Annotated in this window: 13 protein-coding genes and 1 pseudogene; 6 read left to right on the top strand and 8 right to left on the bottom strand. The window is 58.5% G+C overall.

Going from position 1 to position 15811, the window contains the following annotated elements:
- Positions 1-354: 354 nt before the first annotated feature.
- From FHX15_RS25220 to FHX15_RS31110, 3 genes are all read right to left on the bottom strand, one after another.
- A complete protein-coding gene (locus tag FHX15_RS25220) occupies positions 355-897 on the bottom strand; it encodes a cytochrome b (protein WP_184401108.1) in 543 nt (180 codons plus the stop codon).
- The gene (locus FHX15_RS25215; RefSeq protein ID WP_184401107.1) at positions 894-1940 is read right to left on the bottom strand and encodes a catalase family peroxidase; all 1047 of its coding nucleotides are present in this window, start codon (positions 1938-1940) and stop codon (positions 894-896) included. Before FHX15_RS25215 ends, FHX15_RS25220 begins: the two co-directional genes overlap by 4 nt.
- 398 nt (positions 1941-2338) lie before the next feature.
- Positions 2339-2584 (bottom strand): alpha/beta fold hydrolase, encoded by a 246-nt coding sequence (locus tag FHX15_RS31110; protein WP_246779075.1) that lies wholly within the window; start codon positions 2582-2584, stop codon positions 2339-2341.
- A 270-nt stretch (positions 2585-2854) separates the two neighbouring features.
- On the opposite strand from FHX15_RS31110, the pseudogene FHX15_RS31825 reads away from it, so the two are divergent.
- Positions 2855-3268 (top strand): annotated as a pseudogene (locus tag FHX15_RS31825) (gluconolactonase); the annotation flags it as partial.
- An 849-nt stretch (positions 3269-4117) separates the two neighbouring features.
- Here the strand turns inward: FHX15_RS31825 and FHX15_RS25205 are convergent.
- Positions 4118-5416, bottom strand: coding sequence for an NRAMP family divalent metal transporter (locus tag FHX15_RS25205; protein WP_184401106.1), 1299 nt, complete (start codon positions 5414-5416; stop codon positions 4118-4120).
- A gap of 739 nt (positions 5417-6155) precedes the next feature.
- Here FHX15_RS25205 and FHX15_RS25200 point away from each other — a divergent pair.
- Complete coding sequence (locus tag FHX15_RS25200; RefSeq protein WP_184401105.1) at positions 6156-7127, top strand: 3'-5' exonuclease; 972 nt, start codon at positions 6156-6158, stop codon at positions 7125-7127.
- A gap of 118 nt (positions 7128-7245) precedes the next feature.
- Here the strand turns inward: FHX15_RS25200 and FHX15_RS25195 are convergent, their stop codons facing one another.
- Both FHX15_RS25195 and FHX15_RS25190 read right to left on the bottom strand, forming a co-directional pair.
- Entirely contained in the window at positions 7246-7500 is a 255-nt protein-coding gene (locus FHX15_RS25195; protein ID WP_184401104.1) for a hypothetical protein, read from the bottom strand.
- Positions 7501-7652: 152 nt separating this feature from the next.
- Positions 7653-7934, bottom strand: a complete 282-nt coding sequence (locus FHX15_RS25190; RefSeq protein WP_184401103.1) for a hypothetical protein — start codon at positions 7932-7934, stop codon at positions 7653-7655.
- Positions 7935-8031: 97 nt separating this feature from the next.
- Here FHX15_RS25190 and FHX15_RS25185 point away from each other — a divergent pair, with 97 nt between their 5' ends.
- Both FHX15_RS25185 and FHX15_RS25180 read left to right on the top strand, forming a co-directional pair.
- Entirely contained in the window at positions 8032-8961 is a 930-nt protein-coding gene (locus FHX15_RS25185; protein ID WP_184401102.1) for a substrate-binding domain-containing protein, read from the top strand.
- 14 nt (positions 8962-8975) lie between these two features.
- On the top strand, positions 8976-11120 hold the full coding sequence (locus FHX15_RS25180; protein WP_184401101.1) for a methyl-accepting chemotaxis protein: 2145 nt from the start codon (positions 8976-8978) through the stop codon (positions 11118-11120).
- A 570-nt stretch (positions 11121-11690) separates the two neighbouring features.
- Here FHX15_RS25180 and FHX15_RS25175 read toward each other — a convergent pair.
- A complete protein-coding gene (locus FHX15_RS25175; protein WP_184401100.1) occupies positions 11691-12620 on the bottom strand; it encodes an NAD-dependent epimerase/dehydratase family protein in 930 nt (309 codons plus the stop codon).
- A gap of 109 nt (positions 12621-12729) precedes the next feature.
- Between FHX15_RS25175 and FHX15_RS25170 the strand changes: the two genes are divergently transcribed.
- The gene (locus tag FHX15_RS25170; protein ID WP_184401099.1) at positions 12730-13551 is read left to right on the top strand and encodes a helix-turn-helix domain-containing protein; all 822 of its coding nucleotides are present in this window, start codon (positions 12730-12732) and stop codon (positions 13549-13551) included.
- A gap of 258 nt (positions 13552-13809) precedes the next feature.
- Here FHX15_RS25170 and FHX15_RS25165 read toward each other — a convergent pair whose 3' ends face one another.
- Positions 13810-14715, bottom strand: coding sequence for a LysR family transcriptional regulator (locus FHX15_RS25165; RefSeq protein WP_184401098.1), 906 nt, complete (start codon positions 14713-14715; stop codon positions 13810-13812).
- Between the two features lie 128 nt (positions 14716-14843).
- On the opposite strand from FHX15_RS25165, the gene FHX15_RS25160 reads away from it, so the two are divergent.
- Positions 14844-15809 carry an MBL fold metallo-hydrolase gene (locus FHX15_RS25160; RefSeq protein ID WP_184401097.1) on the top strand — a complete coding sequence of 322 codons (966 nt, stop codon included), beginning with the start codon at positions 14844-14846 and terminating at the stop codon, positions 15807-15809.
- The last annotated feature ends 2 nt before the right edge of the window (positions 15810-15811 follow it).

The following is a 15811-nucleotide window of genomic DNA, read 5'->3' as shown; positions in this document are numbered from 1 at the left end:
CGCTGACAAGCCATTTTAGAATCTCGAATCCACTCATAAGCAAGTCGTGGCCTATGAATGGTTGTCCCCCAAACTTGCTGTGGAGCCTCAAGAGGTTGTCGCTGGATATGGCGGGCAAGTAATGGGACCTGTCGCCAACCGGATTTGGGAGTACGTCCAGTGCATGCCCGGCGTGCGGATAAGGCGCTTTAGGTTTGAAAGTGCCGCCCAGCCAATAGCCATCATTCCGTCCAGGTGACAGTAGGCACTCGCACCATGGCGCGTTTACTTCGGTCGCTCATCGAGCGGTACCGTCAGCGCCGAGAGCTAGCTCTTTGGCAAAAGACCAATACTCACAATCACACAAGCAAATCCTTATTTGCCCGGCAACATCGTCTCAAGCACGCCGTCGCGACGGACGAGCCCGTGGAAAAGTGCTGCAGCGAGATGCATCAACACGAGCGCGAAGAACCCAAAGCCGAGATAGTAGTGCGCGCTCCAAAGGAGTGCGTGCATAGTATCGCTTTGTGGCAGTATCGGAGGGAGATTCACTCCCCCGAACAGCACGATCGGATATGCGGCAGAAGACAGCATCGCCCATCCGATTAATGGCATCCCGATCATTAGCGCGTACAAGCCGATGTGGGACAGATGCGCGGCAAGTTTCATCGGTTCAGGAAGATCTGCCGGCAACGGCGGAGCGCCGGATGAGAAGCGGACTACCAGGCGGATCAACGAAAGGACGAGGATGACGATCCCCAGCGTCTTATGCGTCACCAGGAGAGGCACATATTCCCGTCCAATGGTGGAAACCATTCCGACGCCAATGAAGAGCATCGTGAGTATGCCGATCGCCATCAGCCAATGCAGCACGCGCTGGACGGTCGTGAAACGGGTCTTGATGTTACCATTGATCATGGCTTCGCGCTCGCTCCAGTTCGAGGATAGTTGGCGGCTTCCGACGTTCGCAAATCATAGGATCTGGCGTATGCCGCCGAACGGGCTGCTGGGAAAGGGTCGTCAGAAACCTTGATGCCATCGGGTAAGACGGTCGGGTCAAAGTTAATGTCGCGGCATGGGCCGTCCGACTCGCGCTCGATTTTCTGCACAATCAAAGTTCCGGCCTCGACGGTTGGTCTGGTGGGCGGCCAGGCCTTGGTAGGATCCGACGTCGGATCGGAGGGATCGGCCACGGTCAACACGAGCGTCCAACGCTGAGGCGAACGCGCAACCCGTTCGGTGATGTCTTCTTCGAGGTGATTTGCACCGAGCTTGGCGAATTCCTCGGCCGAAATAGGCGCGGCTTGCGCCTCCGGTCGCCACGACCAGCGCACGGCTTGCTCGGCGCCCGAAACATTGGTGAAGATGAAAGCATCGAGACTGTTGAACGTCACCTCGGCGTAGCTGGCCGTCCAGGGGGCCTTTGCAGCCCATTCGGCGAACGCGGCGAATTCAGGATGGCCGCCAACGAAGCCTTTCATCGCTTCCGGGTCCTTGCTCGCGGACGCCTTGAGTAGATCGTAGAAGCCTTGCGGGGTTGAAACCGCAAACACGGGAGGATCGATCATGGCCATCCGCCAGACGTCGCCGTCTGCTGCCGAAATCTGTACGCCGATGCCCCGAACCCGAACAGTCGGATCGGCGGCGTTAGGGTCTGGTGTCGCAAGATTTAAGCGGCCGAGTACAGGGTAATGACCGGAGACGAAGATGGACGCCTTGGAAATCGCGGTGCCGTTTCCGTTGGCTTCGAACGTGCCGGTAAAGCAGACGCCCTTGGCGTGGTTTCGCCGATGCCCAAGAGCGGCTCCTCCCGGAGGCGCCAGGGCGCTGACAACTTTCGTCGACGTCAGGCGATTGGGCGAGAGCCACCCCGCGGTGTAGGCGAACGCTGCGGCGCTGAAGCCCACGACCGCCGCTATCAACACGAGTGAACTTAGAGCGGAACGCTGCGGGCTCGGCATTCAACATTCTCCCTCGTGGCGTGAGGCGTGATTGCGGCCATAGAGATGGCACACAGGGAAGATGCCATCGCCGGTTTGAGAGGTCAAATGCTCGCGTCGAATTTCGGAAGCTACCCCCAGGGTGCCAATGTCACATCTAGACCGCGCCGCATCTTCGCCAAACCAGTCAGATTTCCGCGTCGGGCTGCGTCCGAAAATGTGTTATGCACACCGTTGCGATCGACCTTCGTGCCGTACACCGCGGTGCTAAGCTGGGCATCCGAAGGATGCCTCGACCTTTGGCTGATTATGGACCCTAGATGCGCCATAGAGGAACGAGCTCGCAAGCTGGGGTCGTCCGCAGCCCGATCGAGCGTGCAAGTCGCCCGATCGGCCACTGCTACGCAGGATTAACGGCTTTAAGCTTTGAGGAAGATCGCCAGTTCCCGTGCCACCGTCTCCGGATCTTCCCGGTGAGGGAAGTGCCTGACGTTCTGAAGGACGATCCCATCGAAGGGGCCGGGAAACTTCTTGTGCAGGTCTGCAGACAGCTCCGGCGGATTGACGCCGTCCTCCATGCCCTGAGAGTACAGCGTAGGGAGAGAAAGGAATTGCGTCTTTGATGCGGTCTTCGAGCCAGATGCTTTGCGGATCGAGCTCGGCATCTCCCCACCGAACTCTGTAGCTGTGAAGAGTAATGGCAACCCAGTCCGGATTATCGAAGGATTGCGACACCGCGTCGAACGTCTCCTCGGCGAACCAGTCTCCATGGCTCCAGGTTTTCCCGTTGAATCCGTGCGAATCCGTGTTGATCCCTCTCGATCGCCTCGGCGCCGCACTTAGTAGCCATGAACCAGTGATACCAATATCTCTGTGCCTGCCGGAAGGGTGGGGTCGTCAGTCCGCCCATGCGCGGCGGCGAGGAAAGGAGCTCGCAGTTTAACGCCGACGGCATTGTGCTTTCGAAGGATGGTAAGACCCTCTACTGGAAAGCCTTGACCGGAAAAACGATGTATCGCATTCCGACCGACAGAAAGAATCCCAAGATCCATCTGCGGCGAAACCGCAGAAGTATACTGACACGGAGCCGACCGACGGGTTGTGGATAGACGACCGGAACCGCATCTTTCCAAGCACTATTGAAAACCAACGGCTTGAAGATCCTGGGGTCGGACGGGAAGGTCACCCCGTTGCTTCAGGACAGTCGACTGCGCTGGCCTGATACCTTCGCTCAAGGACCAGACGGCACGATGTACATCACGGCATCGCATATTCAGGATTCGCCCTGGTTTCATCAGGGATGGACGGATGATTCCTTTACGCTGTTCAGATTCGCGCCGCCGAAATAACAACTCGAAAAGAGTTATCTCGATCCTTGAATATTGGTGATCGCGGTGACTCTGATCTGCTCGGAAACCTCATCTGTCACAGCGCCCGCTTCGTGAGTGTACAGGGCAGAGTCACCCGCCCTTCCAAGAATTCTCAGCTTTGCCGCGAGGGATTATGGTTATCTGCTCCTGGTGACGCTGATGACTGCAGGCGGCTCGATGCGCCCAGCCCTCCCTCTGTTGACCAACGCCCTGGCCAAACGTTACGATACCTCCTCTTCCCATGTCGCAAACGTCCTTAAGGATTCTGGTGATTTCTCTTCCAGCCGCGAGGGTTTCTCGCACATCTGCGGGCGCCTTTGTCGAGGAGTTCGAGACAACGCTTGCCTTGCAGGGTGCTCGCCGATGCGGCGCTTGCTGGAGGTGGCCGTCGCCAGAATCGGCATCAATCGGATGGAAGCGATGGCCAGATGAGGCAAGGCGGACACGCTGGGATGGCGACGGAACCTTCTCTGCGGCAACGTTTAAACTGCAACTCAGTTCAAGCGAATTATGCGGTCGCGTCTCGCCGCATCTAGTAGCACAGTGTGCGCAACATTCCTTCGAAATCCGGCTTGGACTTGCAGCTCTCCATATTCGGCCGATGCGCTGCGTGACGGCTTTGGGTGGGGGCCGCTTGGGATGGGGCGGGAGATTGTGTCGAACATGCCGAACAGGCAATCGCAATCAGTGGCAAGAGTAAAAAAGGTCTCATTTCTTGTCCTCCCGGAAAAAAGAACGAGCGCGCAAGAACACCGATAGAGATCCGTCACGAAAAGAGCGTCGTCTCGTGACGAGCAGCCATACTGGACCATGTTCTTTCGCACGATGCTAGGAAAGGGCAGTCAGCGCCATTCCGATAACTGCTGCCACCATCGCGAAGCAGGACGCCCAACCGACGGTCTTTAGGGCCCTGCCGATGACGAATTGCTTCATGACCTCGCGGTTGGATGCAATGAGTATCAGGATTATCATGACAGGAACGGCGGCCACGCCGTTGATGACCGCGCTCCAGAACAAAGCCTTCATCGGTGGGATGGGGGTGAAATTCAAAAGCATACCGACCACAGTCGCCAGCGCGACCGTTAGATAGAAGGCTTTCGCCTCGCTGGGCTCGCGGGATAGACCGACCTTCCAGCGTGCCGCTTCGCCAACAGCATAGGCTGCGGAGCCTGCAAGAACAGGCACAGCCAGAAGACCGGTTCCAATAATACCGGTTGCGAAGATGATTTGGGCAAAATGTCCAGCGAGCGGCTCTATCGCTTTAGCCGCGTCGACGGAGCTCTCTATGTTGGTAATACCGGCCGTGTTGAGTGTGGCTGCGGTCGTCGTGATGATAGCGAGTGCGACGATGTTCGATGCCGCCATGCCAATCACTGTGTCCAGAGTGATCCGGGTATTGGCTTTTTCTGCTTCCTGCGGCTGTTTGACCAAAGCTTCCTCGCGGGGCTTTTCCTTCAAGTCCTCGGCCTCCTGTGAAGCCTGCCAGAAGAAGAGGTAGGGGCTGATCGTCGTTCCGAAGATAGCGACGATCATTGACCAATAGTTCGGATCTGCCTTGAATGTGGGTAATAGCAGACCTCGGATGAGGTTAGGCCAATCCACATGCACGACGAACACCGTGGCAACGTAGGACAGCAAGGCAAGGCTGAGCCACTTCAAGACCGCCACGTAGCGCTTGTATTTGAGGAGGATCTGCAGAAGGATGCAGATCATGCCGAACGCCGCCACGTAGATGAGCGAATTGCCGTTCAGTAGCAGTTTGGCTGCATCGCCCATCGCGCCGAGATCGGCACCCAGGTTGATGACGTTGGCAATCAGCAGCGGAACGGTGATAGTCGCAACAAGCCAGCGCGGGTAGCACTTCGTCATGCTGCCCGCCAAACCTCGACCCGTTGTTCTGCCGATGCGAGCGCTTATCATTTGCACCGCGACCATCAGCGGATAGGTGAATAGCAATGTCCAGCTTGCGAGGTAGCCGAACTGTGCGCCAGCTTGCGAATAGGTCGCGATTCCGCTCGGATCGTCGTCCGAGGCTCCCGTGACTAATCCGGGCCCCAGGATCTCCAATATTCGCGGCTTTGAAGGTTCAACGACCCGGCTCCTTCCATCCATCTGATAGTCGCTCATGCCTGCCTCCCGGCCATGCCGGACCAGTCAGTTCTGCGCCGGCCATGGTGCAAGGGAATGCGCTTGCAACTTTTTTGTTCCCGAGCAGGCCACGGCAAGAACGAACGGTGAGGACTGACCCTGTTCACTCGGGGCTCGGTTCACATCCACAGATTGATGCTCTGGAATTTAAAGATAACTTGTTTGGCAACGACCTATGGTCGGTTCCATCCCGCACCTCGGCAAGGAACTGAAGGGCCGGGGGTGGCACCAGCCGATTGCCTCACCACGAAAAAGAATTCGCTGCGCTCTCGTAATGTGCTGTTGCTGATCCAAGACTTCGAGGTCTCAGGTGTCCGCAAAAAGTCCCAAGCTTAGCAAGGTCGTCGAGTTGATCGACCAAGCATTCTCGAGTCGCCGAGCAGGTTGGAGTGGCGGTGCGACCGCCATTCCCGCGCAATCCTCACGATCCTCTGGCCGTTCACAAAGTGTCGATTATGTCACAACTCGCACGCGCGCAGGATGTCGGCTGAGTTCTCTTAACGCCAGCTCAGCACAAGTTCAGTTGGCTAGTAGATGCTGCATACTGCCTCCCAAGATTTCGATCAAGCATGCCCCGCCCATTCGGCGGGGCTTTTCCACGACGCAGCCTGGTCATAACGGGCTCCAGCGCGGATGACGGGACGCCTAGCATCGGCTCGCTGATTTTATCGGGCAATAGTCTATATGAGTGTAATCGCAAGCGCATCCGAGAGACAGAATGGGCGATCAGTTCGATTTTTTTGCGTCGGATGAAAACAAGCCGAACGAGGCGTCGGCGTCCCTCAAGCCAAAGGGCGACCGGCCCAGCGCTGCAAACGAAGAAGCGATGATCCGGCACCTGCAGGCGACGGGGCGGTATCGCATTTTAACGAGGATCGAGCATCGGCCAATCGCGCTTAAACTGCGACCTGAGTTTGTCATGCGCGGCGTAGTCGTCGACGTCGAGACTACAGGTCTCGATTATCGCATCGACGAAATCATCGAGATCGGTGCAATTGCCTTTACTTTTGATCCGTCCGGGAGGATCGGTGATGTCACCGGGGTTTATGCCGGACTGCAGCAGCCGATGAAACCAATCCCGGCCGACATCACGAGGCTGACTGGCATTACCGACGAGATGGTCGCCGGTCAGTTGATCGATACAGCATCTCTTCGCATGCTGGTCGATCCGGCCGATCTCGTCATCGCCCACAAAGCCAGCTTCGATCGCCCCTTCTGCGAAGCCTTCTCTCCTGCCTTTTCCCGAAAGGCCTGGGCCTGTTCTGCTTCGGAGATCGATTGGTCGACGCGCGGAATCGAGGGGACGAAACTTGCCTACCTGTTGGCCCAGCATGGCTTGTTCCATGAAGGTCATCGCGCGCTTGACGATTGCTTCGCCCTGCTTGAGGTTCTGGCGGCGGACTGGAACGGAACGCAACTACCGGCATTTGCCGAACTCTATGCGGCAAGCCAGCGTTCGCTCATGCGCGTCTTTGCTGAGCACAGTCCGTTCGACATGAAGGAGCGCCTCAGGGCTCGCGGCTACCGCTGGACAGATGGAAGCGATGGCCAGCCGAAATCCTGGTGGATCGACGTTACGGAAGAAATGCTGGAGGATGAGCTCAAATATCTTCGCTCAGAGATCTATTGCTGGGACGAGGCCGAGCCGCTCGTGAGCAGATTGACGGCATTCGAGCGGTATCGGTCCTGAGGGTCGACCGGCGAGTTTTCTGTTGGTGAGGTCTTGGAAGAAGCTCTGTGGTGTGCCCCTTTGTCGCTTCGAGAGCCTTTCGGATTGCGATCGGCCAAATCGAAATCGGTATCGCTCGTTAATGCGGTTTGATGTCTGAGGAGGTGATCCACACCCGTCCATCATATGCCAGTTCGCCGTCTGAGAATTTGCGATCGGCGATACCCTCATAAACCTGGAGACACTGAAGAAGACCTTGCATGACATCACCTTGCCCGGCAGGCATCGCATCATCGGTGATGCAGACGGCCTGGTGGATGTTTCCTTCCGTCATAATCAGGATAGCGTGGCCGCCATAGAGGCGAATTCTACCAGGCACGGTTACGAGCGACATGGCGTCCTCCTCGAAAATCGTCGGAAAAAGTTGGCTCTCTTCCGGAAGCTAAGGATGGATGGTTAATGAAATGTTAATATTTATCCATCCTGCAATCAGGAGGGGCTGCCACGGTAAAAGGTTGTATCTCAAATTCCCCCCCGGCGCGCGTTTCAACTTAAGGCCGCGGTCGCTTGAATATGATGGCACCGACCGGTTTGCCCGGTGTTTTGACGACCAGCGATCGGCTCTTTATCAATCCGGAAGCGAGCTTCTTTGCACAGTTTCCGATATCGTGCGACCGCCCGATCTGCATTCCACGCGGCTAGTCCGCTCGGGATGTTCTTATGCTTGATTGAGGCAGCGATGAAGATCCGGAACCGCGTGACCGATGTTTTCCGCTGATGCCAGGAACTCTCTTCAATCCGGACGGCGTGGCGCAGCATGATCTGCAAGTCCTCGATCCGCTTGGAGGCATCCATTCATAAGATAAATGTAAAATTTACCAAGATTTGTAACAGTCAGTATCTACCCAAATCGCGGAGGAATTTTGTGAAAACTGCCACGCTCGCATCCATCGCTTTAGCGATGTCGGTCTCTGCTGCCAGCGCTCAGACTATCGGCATCTCGATGTCCGATCTCGACAAGTTCAGGACGGCGCTGCTGAACGGGGTCGTCGCCCACGGGCAGACGATCTCAGGCCTCAAGCTCGTCACCGAGAACGCGAAAGGTGATAACGAGCTACAGAAGAAGCAGGTTGAGAAACTTATCGCTGACAAGGTTGATGCGATTATCCTGGCGGTTTCCGATGGCGACCTCGGGCCGCAGATGACCAAGATGGCAGCAGATGCGGGCATCCCGCTCGTCTACATCAACAACGTTCCCTCCAACCTTCTCGACCTGCCGGAAAATCAGGTCGTGGTCGCATCGAACGAAAAGGAATCGGGAACGCTGGAGACGAAGCAGGTCTGTACGCTCCTGAAAGGCAAGGGCCGTGTCGTCGTGCTGATGGGCGAGCCTTTCCATGCTGCCGCTCGCGCCCGCACCCAGGACATATCGGACGTCATCGCCACGCCGGAATGCAAGGGCCTCGAGATCGTCGAACGGCAGGCTGCTTACTGGTCGCGCGATTATGCCGATCAACAGATGCAGGAATGGCTTGCGGCCGGCGTTAAGTTCGACGCCGTCATCGCCAACAATGACGAAATGGCACTCGGCGCGATCCGCGCCATGAAGAAAGCCGGCATTCCGATGAAAGACGTCGTCGTCGCTGGCGTCGATGCGACCGACGACGCGCTCGCGGCGATGGCAGCCGGCGATCTCGACGTCACTATTCTGCAGAGCGCCGTCGGACAGGGTGCCGCCGCAGTCGATGCCGCTGTGAAACTCGCCAACAAAGAGAAGGTGATGCGGGAAAACAACGTTCCCTTCGAACTCGTCACACCTGAGAATCTCGCCAAGTATCTGCCGAAGACCCAGTGAATAAAGAGGCTATCATGTTACATTTCTGGAACAAATTCGGCATCCGCGCGCAGATTACTTCGGGCTTCGTACCGCTGTTTCTGCTGATGAGCCTTCTTACCGTGAGCGCGATCTCCGGCATGAACGGGCTTGCCGCCATCTTCTCTTCCTATCGCGCCACGGCTGGGCAAAGCCTCGCCATATCGGATTACAGTGATCAGCTGCACGAGATTCAAATGTCGGCGGAAGCTTTCCGCTCCACGCCGACTGCGGCGGTCGTCGACACCTTCCGTGCCGGCGTTAAAGCCTTTCAGGCGGACGATCCACGCTTTGCCGACAACAAGGACCTGCAGGCCGGCCTTGCGACGATCCGCCAAGACATTGCCACCTACGGCAAGGCATTCGAACAGATCGTCTCCCTACAGGCCAGGCGCGACCTGTTGATCTCTAAGGTGACCGAATTCGGTCCCTGGACAAGCATCGCACTGAACGACGTCATGCGCAGCGCCTGGCGCCAGAACGACGTTGCTCTGCTGCACATGACGGCGGAGACATTGGAGGCCTTGAACCGCAGCCTCTATTTCTCCGAACGCTTCGTGCATTCGGACGATTTTGCGGCCTATGACACAGCTCAGGCGGCGCTCGCAGAAGCGGTGGCGCTGAACGAGGCTGCTGCCAAGGCCGCAAAGAATGAACTGCAGAAGAAGCGGTTAATGGGGGCCGGTCAGCTCATGCAGAACTATACCGCCCGTCTCGGTGACCTTAAGGAAGTGTTGCAGGCATCCGGAAATATCCGGCAAACGCAGCTCAACGTGCTGGCGCCGAAGATTGCGGGTGAATTCAAGAATCTGCAGGCGACCGTGACCGGCGCACAGAAGGATCTCGACGGTTCGGTCGAAGCGACGGTCGCATCCGCCACCAGCGCAACGCTCGTCATCAGCGCTCTGCTGATCGTCATTGGGCTGGTTCTGTCCTATTTCGTCGGCAGGCTCATTTCTTCGGCCGTGCGGGGCATGGCGCAGTCGATGGAGCGGCTTGCCCGCGGTGACGACGCGATCGCGATCACGGGCGTAGAGCATCGCCATGAGCTCGGGGCGATGGCGCGTTCGCTAAAGGTTTTCCAGGAGACTGGCCGTGCCAAGCTGATCGCCGAAGCCAATGCCGAACGCGCGCGCCTGGCGGCGGAGGAAGAAAGGCTTCGCCAGGAAGCCGAGCGGCTTTCCGATGCGCAGGTGATGGAGCATGCCTTCCACCAGATTTCGCTCGGACTTGATGCGCTCTCCAAAGGCGATCTTTCCGTCCGCGTCGGCGAAGTCGATCATCGGTATGTCAGGATTCGCGATCACTTCAACAACTCGGTCGCAAGCCTGGAAGAGGTTATCGACTCGGTCATTCGCGCGGTTACGACCATCCGCTCCGGCCTTGCCGAAATCTCCACCGCCTCCAACGATCTTGCCCGCCGTACCGAGCAACAGGCCGCTTCGCTGGAAGAGACGGTAGCGGCTCTCGGTGACGTCACTCGCGGCGTCAACGGAACGGCGGAGGGGGCCAGCCGCGCCCAGGCTGTCGTGGCAACGGCCCGCACCAACGCGGAAAAGGGCGGCGAGATCGTCTCCCGCGCGATAGCCGCAATGACGGAAATCCAGAACTCCTCGTCGAAGATCGGTAACATCATTAGCGTCATCGACGAGATTGCCTTCCAGACCAACCTCCTGGCGCTCAATGCCGGCGTTGAAGCTGCACGCGCCGGCGAGGCGGGCAAGGGTTTTGCCGTCGTTGCGCAGGAAGTGCGCGAACTCGCTCAGCGCTCCGCTAATGCGGCAAGGGAAATCAAGGAGTTGATTTCCACCTCTTCGATGCAAGTCAAGACGGGCGTCGAGCTGGTTGGGGAATCCGGCGTCTCGCTGGAGCAGATCGTCGAGCACGTGACCGCGATGAACGCAACAGTCGCCGAGATCGCGGTGGCCGCCCGCGAGCAGGCCACAAGCTTGCGTGAAGTCTCTGCCGCCGGTGATCAGATGGACAAGGTGACCCAGCAAAACGCTGCAATGGTCGAACAGACCACAGCCGCCGCCCAGAGCCTCACCCAGGAAACCGAAAGCCTTGCTGAATTGCTGTACCGGTTCCGGACAAGCAAGTCCCGCGTCTCAGAAAACCGGCATTACGCGTTGGCATCGTGACGGTCAGTTGACACGCGCCTTCGTTCGTTGCCCATAGCGCGGCCCGGCGAAAGTCGGGCCGCTGCAAGTCTGGTAACCTGGGAAAGAGATCAATCTGCACAGCTCCCGGGCCGAGGCGATGTACCGACGCACCGGGACTTTGTCGCTCTGGTCTCGTGGACGAGCAGTCCTATCATGAGGCCGCCTCGATAGCGACGCTTCAGACGCCGCACCTTTTACGTCGGCGTTGTTGTTCAAGATTTCAATGCGATCACGGCTTGCCTGGGCCTCCATGACGGTGTTTGCCGACTTTGTCTGCGGCATCATCCGGAAAGTGCCGGCCTGGCCCCGTTGCGCCGCAACACCTAAATCTCCGCGAAGTTTTCGGCCCGCGCCCTTATCGCGATCTCGCTCGGCAGACGTTCCATCGAGCTTGCGCCGTAGAAGCCGTCGTCTGCGGCAGGCTAACCGGTTCGGGGTCTGGAATTTCGTAGGCAAGAATTGCCGAGCCCGAGCCAGTTTGCGAACCCGTGGCGTGATTTCGAATCCCCGTGAATCGTTCAAGGCCCCTAAACCCCGACCGTGATAGCGTCAGCTTTCACTTCGACTGATCGACACTCCCTGCGAGTGTAGCGTATCCGTGATCATCGTATCGAGGCCGCTGGCGTCAACTCCAAGCAGCTTTTCAGTCTCCGTGGCATCGAGGAGCAGCGGACGACGCGACAGATAGGCCATTTCCGCGACTTCCCGTATCAGGTCGTCTCTCTCCGCCATCTCCATTAATTCGGCATCGCCGAGCACACGCAGTTCGACCGGAGCACGGCCTGCAAGACCGAGAAAGCGGGTGGAAAGTCCCCGAAGAGACACATGTCGCGACGGCACATGGAAAGCCCGGTTCCAGGGGCCGGTGTAGCGGGATGCTGCCACAAGCGTACGCGCGACGTCTTCCGTGAATGACCAGGCATGTGGAGCATCGAGATCACCGACAACAGCGACAGCCTGGCCGTTCAGCAGTGAGGGAAGAACCATAAGGGTGAATAGCGACCCGGCACCGGCGCCAAGATAATCGCTTGCGCGGATCTCGAGTGCCGGTACAGAAGCTGCGAGTGCTTGGTCCCACATTGCAGTCCTAATGCGCCCCTTTACGGTCGTCGGCGCAAGCGTGGCCGATTCAGTCAATGGGGATTGCGCGCCATCACCATAACCGTAGACATTGCCTGCCAGGAGAAGCCTGGCGTTTACGCTCTCCGCGGCAGCGACCACACCGTTCATGATCGGCGGAAAATCCGTCGGCCATCTCGTATAATCGGCCATGGCGCACATGAAGATCGCCTCGGCCCCTGTGCTCGCGCGCGCAAGACCATCGGCATCAGCGGCGTCGAGAGCGACGGGTTCGACGCCAATGCTTTGGGCTGCTGTTCCACGTCTGCTGACAAGGGAAACCTTATGGCCCTCTGCTGCCAGTCGGCGCGCGGTCGCGCGCCCAACCGGGCCTGCTCCGACGATAACATAAAAAGACATTCCATACCTCGCTCTTGTCCGAAACGACTAAATCATGAAGGAACAGCGTTGAAAGTCGCGCAGGAAAGGACGATCTTTGAGCATGTTCTGCCACAAGTTTGGGGGTCGCATGCACGCCTTCCCGAAGAATTCGTCGAGCGCGGTATCCATCGTTCCGCGCTGCGATGAAGCGGGCACAATCAGGCTGCCGCCGATCGGCGAGCATCGGATTGTGGTCCATGCCAGCAGCGCGACCTGGTCGGTCTGCATGGAAACGGGTGCGCGTCACTTGCGCCGCGCGGGAGATATCGATCTCGTGCCCGCGGGTGAAACAGGCGGTTTCGTTGCCGAGGCCATCTGTCGATCGCTGGAGGTGCGACTTCCGCCAAATGTTCTGCAAAGGGCGGCCGATGAGAACGGTCATGTCGGCAGGAGGGCGAGCCTTCATATGCGTCATGTCATGCGAAACGAGCGCATCGTCTACCTCGCACAAGCTCTCGAACAGGAAAGGCAGGCAGGCGGACCTGCAGGCGCCTTTTATGCGGAGGCCGTTGGTCTGGCGATTGCGGCGCAGCTGATGGACCAGGTCCGGATGCAGGCTGTCAATCGAGTCGGCCTGTCGGAAAGGCGGTTGCGCCGGCTGGTCGATTTCATCGAAGCTCATATCGACCGGACGCTGACGATCGCCACCCTGGCGCGCGAAGCGGGCGCAAGCGGCTCTCATTTGCGTCAGTCCTTTAAGCTCGCAACAGGCATCACCCTTCATCGCTACGTAATGCAGCGTCGCGTCGAACGGGCACGGCTACTCCTGGTGGAGACGGGAATGAGTGCAAGCGAGGCCGCACTCTCGACCGGCTTTTCCCATCAATCGCACATGGCGCGCTGGATGCGGCGCGAACTTGGCTCCACGCCACGCGAACTGCGGACAAATCCTTCTCTTGGTGGCCGATGATTGTTCGTTCTTTCCTTGCGATGATTTTGCCGTGTCGGTCGCGTGCCGAAGCACCTGGCATGTCATAGCCGCAGTTCGACGAGGTCCTGGCGAACCCACCGATGCATGTGGTCCGACGTCGGTGAGGGTGGAAACGTTGCCGCTTTCACGCCTTGGCCAGCGCGATGATCCGGTAGTGTCGTCAATCTCGGCACTGGCAGTCTCGCAGACTTGGCGGCGTAGGCCGCGTCGGCGACCCTTGGGGTGCACGCGCTACCATTATTCTGCAAGCGCGCCGCCTGTGCGCAAAAAGCGGCTCAATCCCTCCACGAAGAGCCGCACCTTCCTTGGTATATAGCGATTGGAGGGGTAGACGACCTGGATGGGCTGGGGCTCGTGACGCCAATCGGGAAGCACGCGCTCCAGCATGCCGGCGGCGATCATCGGCTCCAAAAGTACGTCATGAACAAGACCGATACCCATGCCGGCGGCGATCGCTTCGCAGATTAGATGGGAATTATCTGAGCGAAGCACTGGTTTGACTGTCACATCGACGACCTCTTGCGCCGAGCCCATCATGCGAATGCGTTCTGCGCCTTGCAGATAGGAGCGCACGACGTAATTGTGATGTTCAAGATCTGCGGGTTGGTCCGGCCGGCCGTGACTGTCGAGGTAGCGAGGCGTTGCCGCAAGGCTCCGCTTCAAAAGTCCGATCTTGCGCACGATCAGCGTGGTTTCCGTAACTTCTCCCATACGGATGGCGAGGTCGAGCCCCTCCGCTGAAAGATCGGCAAAGTGGTCCGAAAGCGAGATATCGAGGTCGATCTGCGGATAGGCCTCGCGGAACTGGAAGAGATAGGTGCCGAGAGTCTGGGTTCCGAAGCTAACGGGTGCGCTGATCGCAAGCCGCCCGGAAATTGCTGCGTCCAAATCACCGACCATCTGATCGGCCTCGTCAATGCGCTCCAGTACCCCTCTGACATGCTGGAGATAGATGGCACCTGCCTCGGTCAACGCGACTTTCCTGGTCGTCCGGTCGAATAACCGAGTCTTCAGTTGGCTTTCCAGTGCCCTGATCTGCTGGCTGACCGCAGACTGAGTTCGCTGAAGATCACGCGCAGCAGCCGAAAAACTGCCGATTTCGGCGACCCGAACGAAGCAGGACAACATCGACAGGCGATCCAAGGGTGTCTCCAATCTATAAGTAATCGAGATAAATCCTATCCAATTTTGCAGAATTAATAAGGCCAGCCAAGCGCGATATATCGGTTCCGTCAATGATCGCGAGACCATCCGACCATCCAGGAGCTGACATGTCTATCTCCCGCCGAAATCTCTTTGCTGCCTCTGCGGGCCTTGCTGCCGCCGCGGCCCTTCCCGTAAGCCGAAACGCGGGGGCAGCCGTCCCGCCAGCTCATACCGAGATACCCGGTGTGATCCGCCGCAAGGTGGGGAAGATTGAAGTCACCGCCCTGCTCGATGGCTATATGGAAATGCCCGCAGCGCTCTTCAGTGCGCCATATGAGGAGGCTGCCCGTCTTGCGCGCGCACAATTTCAAGCCCCGACACCGCGCCTCAGTCCCGTCAACGCTTTTCTGATCAATCTCGGCGACCGGCTCGTTCTGATCGACACCGGCGCGGCCGACCTTTTCGGGGCGACGCTCGGCAAACTCCCTCGCGCGCTGGCGGCCGCCGGTGTGCGGCCCGATCAGATCGATGCCATCGTTCTTTCACACATGCATCCAGATCATGTCGGCGGCGCCATTGACGAGCATGGCAAGCCTGTCTTTGCCAATGCGGAGCTGATTGTATCGGAGGCCGACCTTGTATATTGGCATGACGATGCGGCCCTCTCACAGGCGCCGACGGCTTTCAAACCCTTCTTTGCCAGCGCTCGTGCAGTTGCCAAGGCCTATGCGAATCGGCGCACGACGTTTTCGGGCGAGACGGAGCTTTTGGGAGCGCTCAGATCAGTGCCGCTTCCCGGTCACACACCAGGACATACAGGTTTCACCGTCAGTTCCGAGGGCGCCACGCTGCTCATCTGGGCCGATGTCGTCCACCACGCGACGTTCCAGTTTGCGCATCCCGAATGGGGGCCAGCATTCGACGTCGATAGCGCGCTGGCTGGTTCCTCCCGCAAGCGCGCCTTCGATCAGGCGGTCCATGACGGTCTCATGGTGACGGGAATGCATCTGCCTTTTCCAGGCTTCGGCCATGTTGCTGAGGAGAGTGACAGCTACCGCTTCGTTGCCGCAGAATGGCCTTACGACCTTTGACG

Origin of the sequence: Rhizobium sp. BK650, from assembly GCF_014195325.1 — a bacterium.
Classification (GTDB): domain Bacteria; phylum Pseudomonadota; class Alphaproteobacteria; order Rhizobiales; family Rhizobiaceae; genus Rhizobium.
This window is presented reverse-complemented; position numbering and strand designations above follow the sequence as displayed.

What these genes read in the sequence shown, in the direction of transcription:
- FHX15_RS25220 (WP_184401108.1), bottom strand. Translation starts at nt 897, where the DNA reads ATGATCAATGGTAACATCAAGACCCGTTTCACGACCGTCCAGCGCGTG.
- FHX15_RS25215 (WP_184401107.1), bottom strand. Translation starts at nt 1,940, where the DNA reads ATGCCGAGCCCGCAGCGTTCCGCTCTAAGTTCACTCGTGTTGATAGCG.
- FHX15_RS31110 (WP_246779075.1), bottom strand. Translation starts at nt 2,584, where the DNA reads ATGCCGAGCTCGATCCGCAAAGCATCTGGCTCGAAGACCGCATCAAAG.
- FHX15_RS25205 (WP_184401106.1), bottom strand. Translation starts at nt 5,416, where the DNA reads ATGAGCGACTATCAGATGGATGGAAGGAGCCGGGTCGTTGAACCTTCA.
- FHX15_RS25200 (WP_184401105.1), top strand. Translation starts at nt 6,156, where the DNA reads ATGGGCGATCAGTTCGATTTTTTTGCGTCGGATGAAAACAAGCCGAAC.
- FHX15_RS25195 (WP_184401104.1), bottom strand. Translation starts at nt 7,500, where the DNA reads ATGTCGCTCGTAACCGTGCCTGGTAGAATTCGCCTCTATGGCGGCCAC.
- FHX15_RS25180 (WP_184401101.1), top strand. Translation starts at nt 8,976, where the DNA reads ATGTTACATTTCTGGAACAAATTCGGCATCCGCGCGCAGATTACTTCG.
- FHX15_RS25175 (WP_184401100.1), bottom strand. Translation starts at nt 12,620, where the DNA reads ATGTCTTTTTATGTTATCGTCGGAGCAGGCCCGGTTGGGCGCGCGACC.
- FHX15_RS25170 (WP_184401099.1), top strand. Translation starts at nt 12,730, where the DNA reads ATGCACGCCTTCCCGAAGAATTCGTCGAGCGCGGTATCCATCGTTCCG.
- FHX15_RS25160 (WP_184401097.1), top strand. Translation starts at nt 14,844, where the DNA reads ATGTCTATCTCCCGCCGAAATCTCTTTGCTGCCTCTGCGGGCCTTGCT.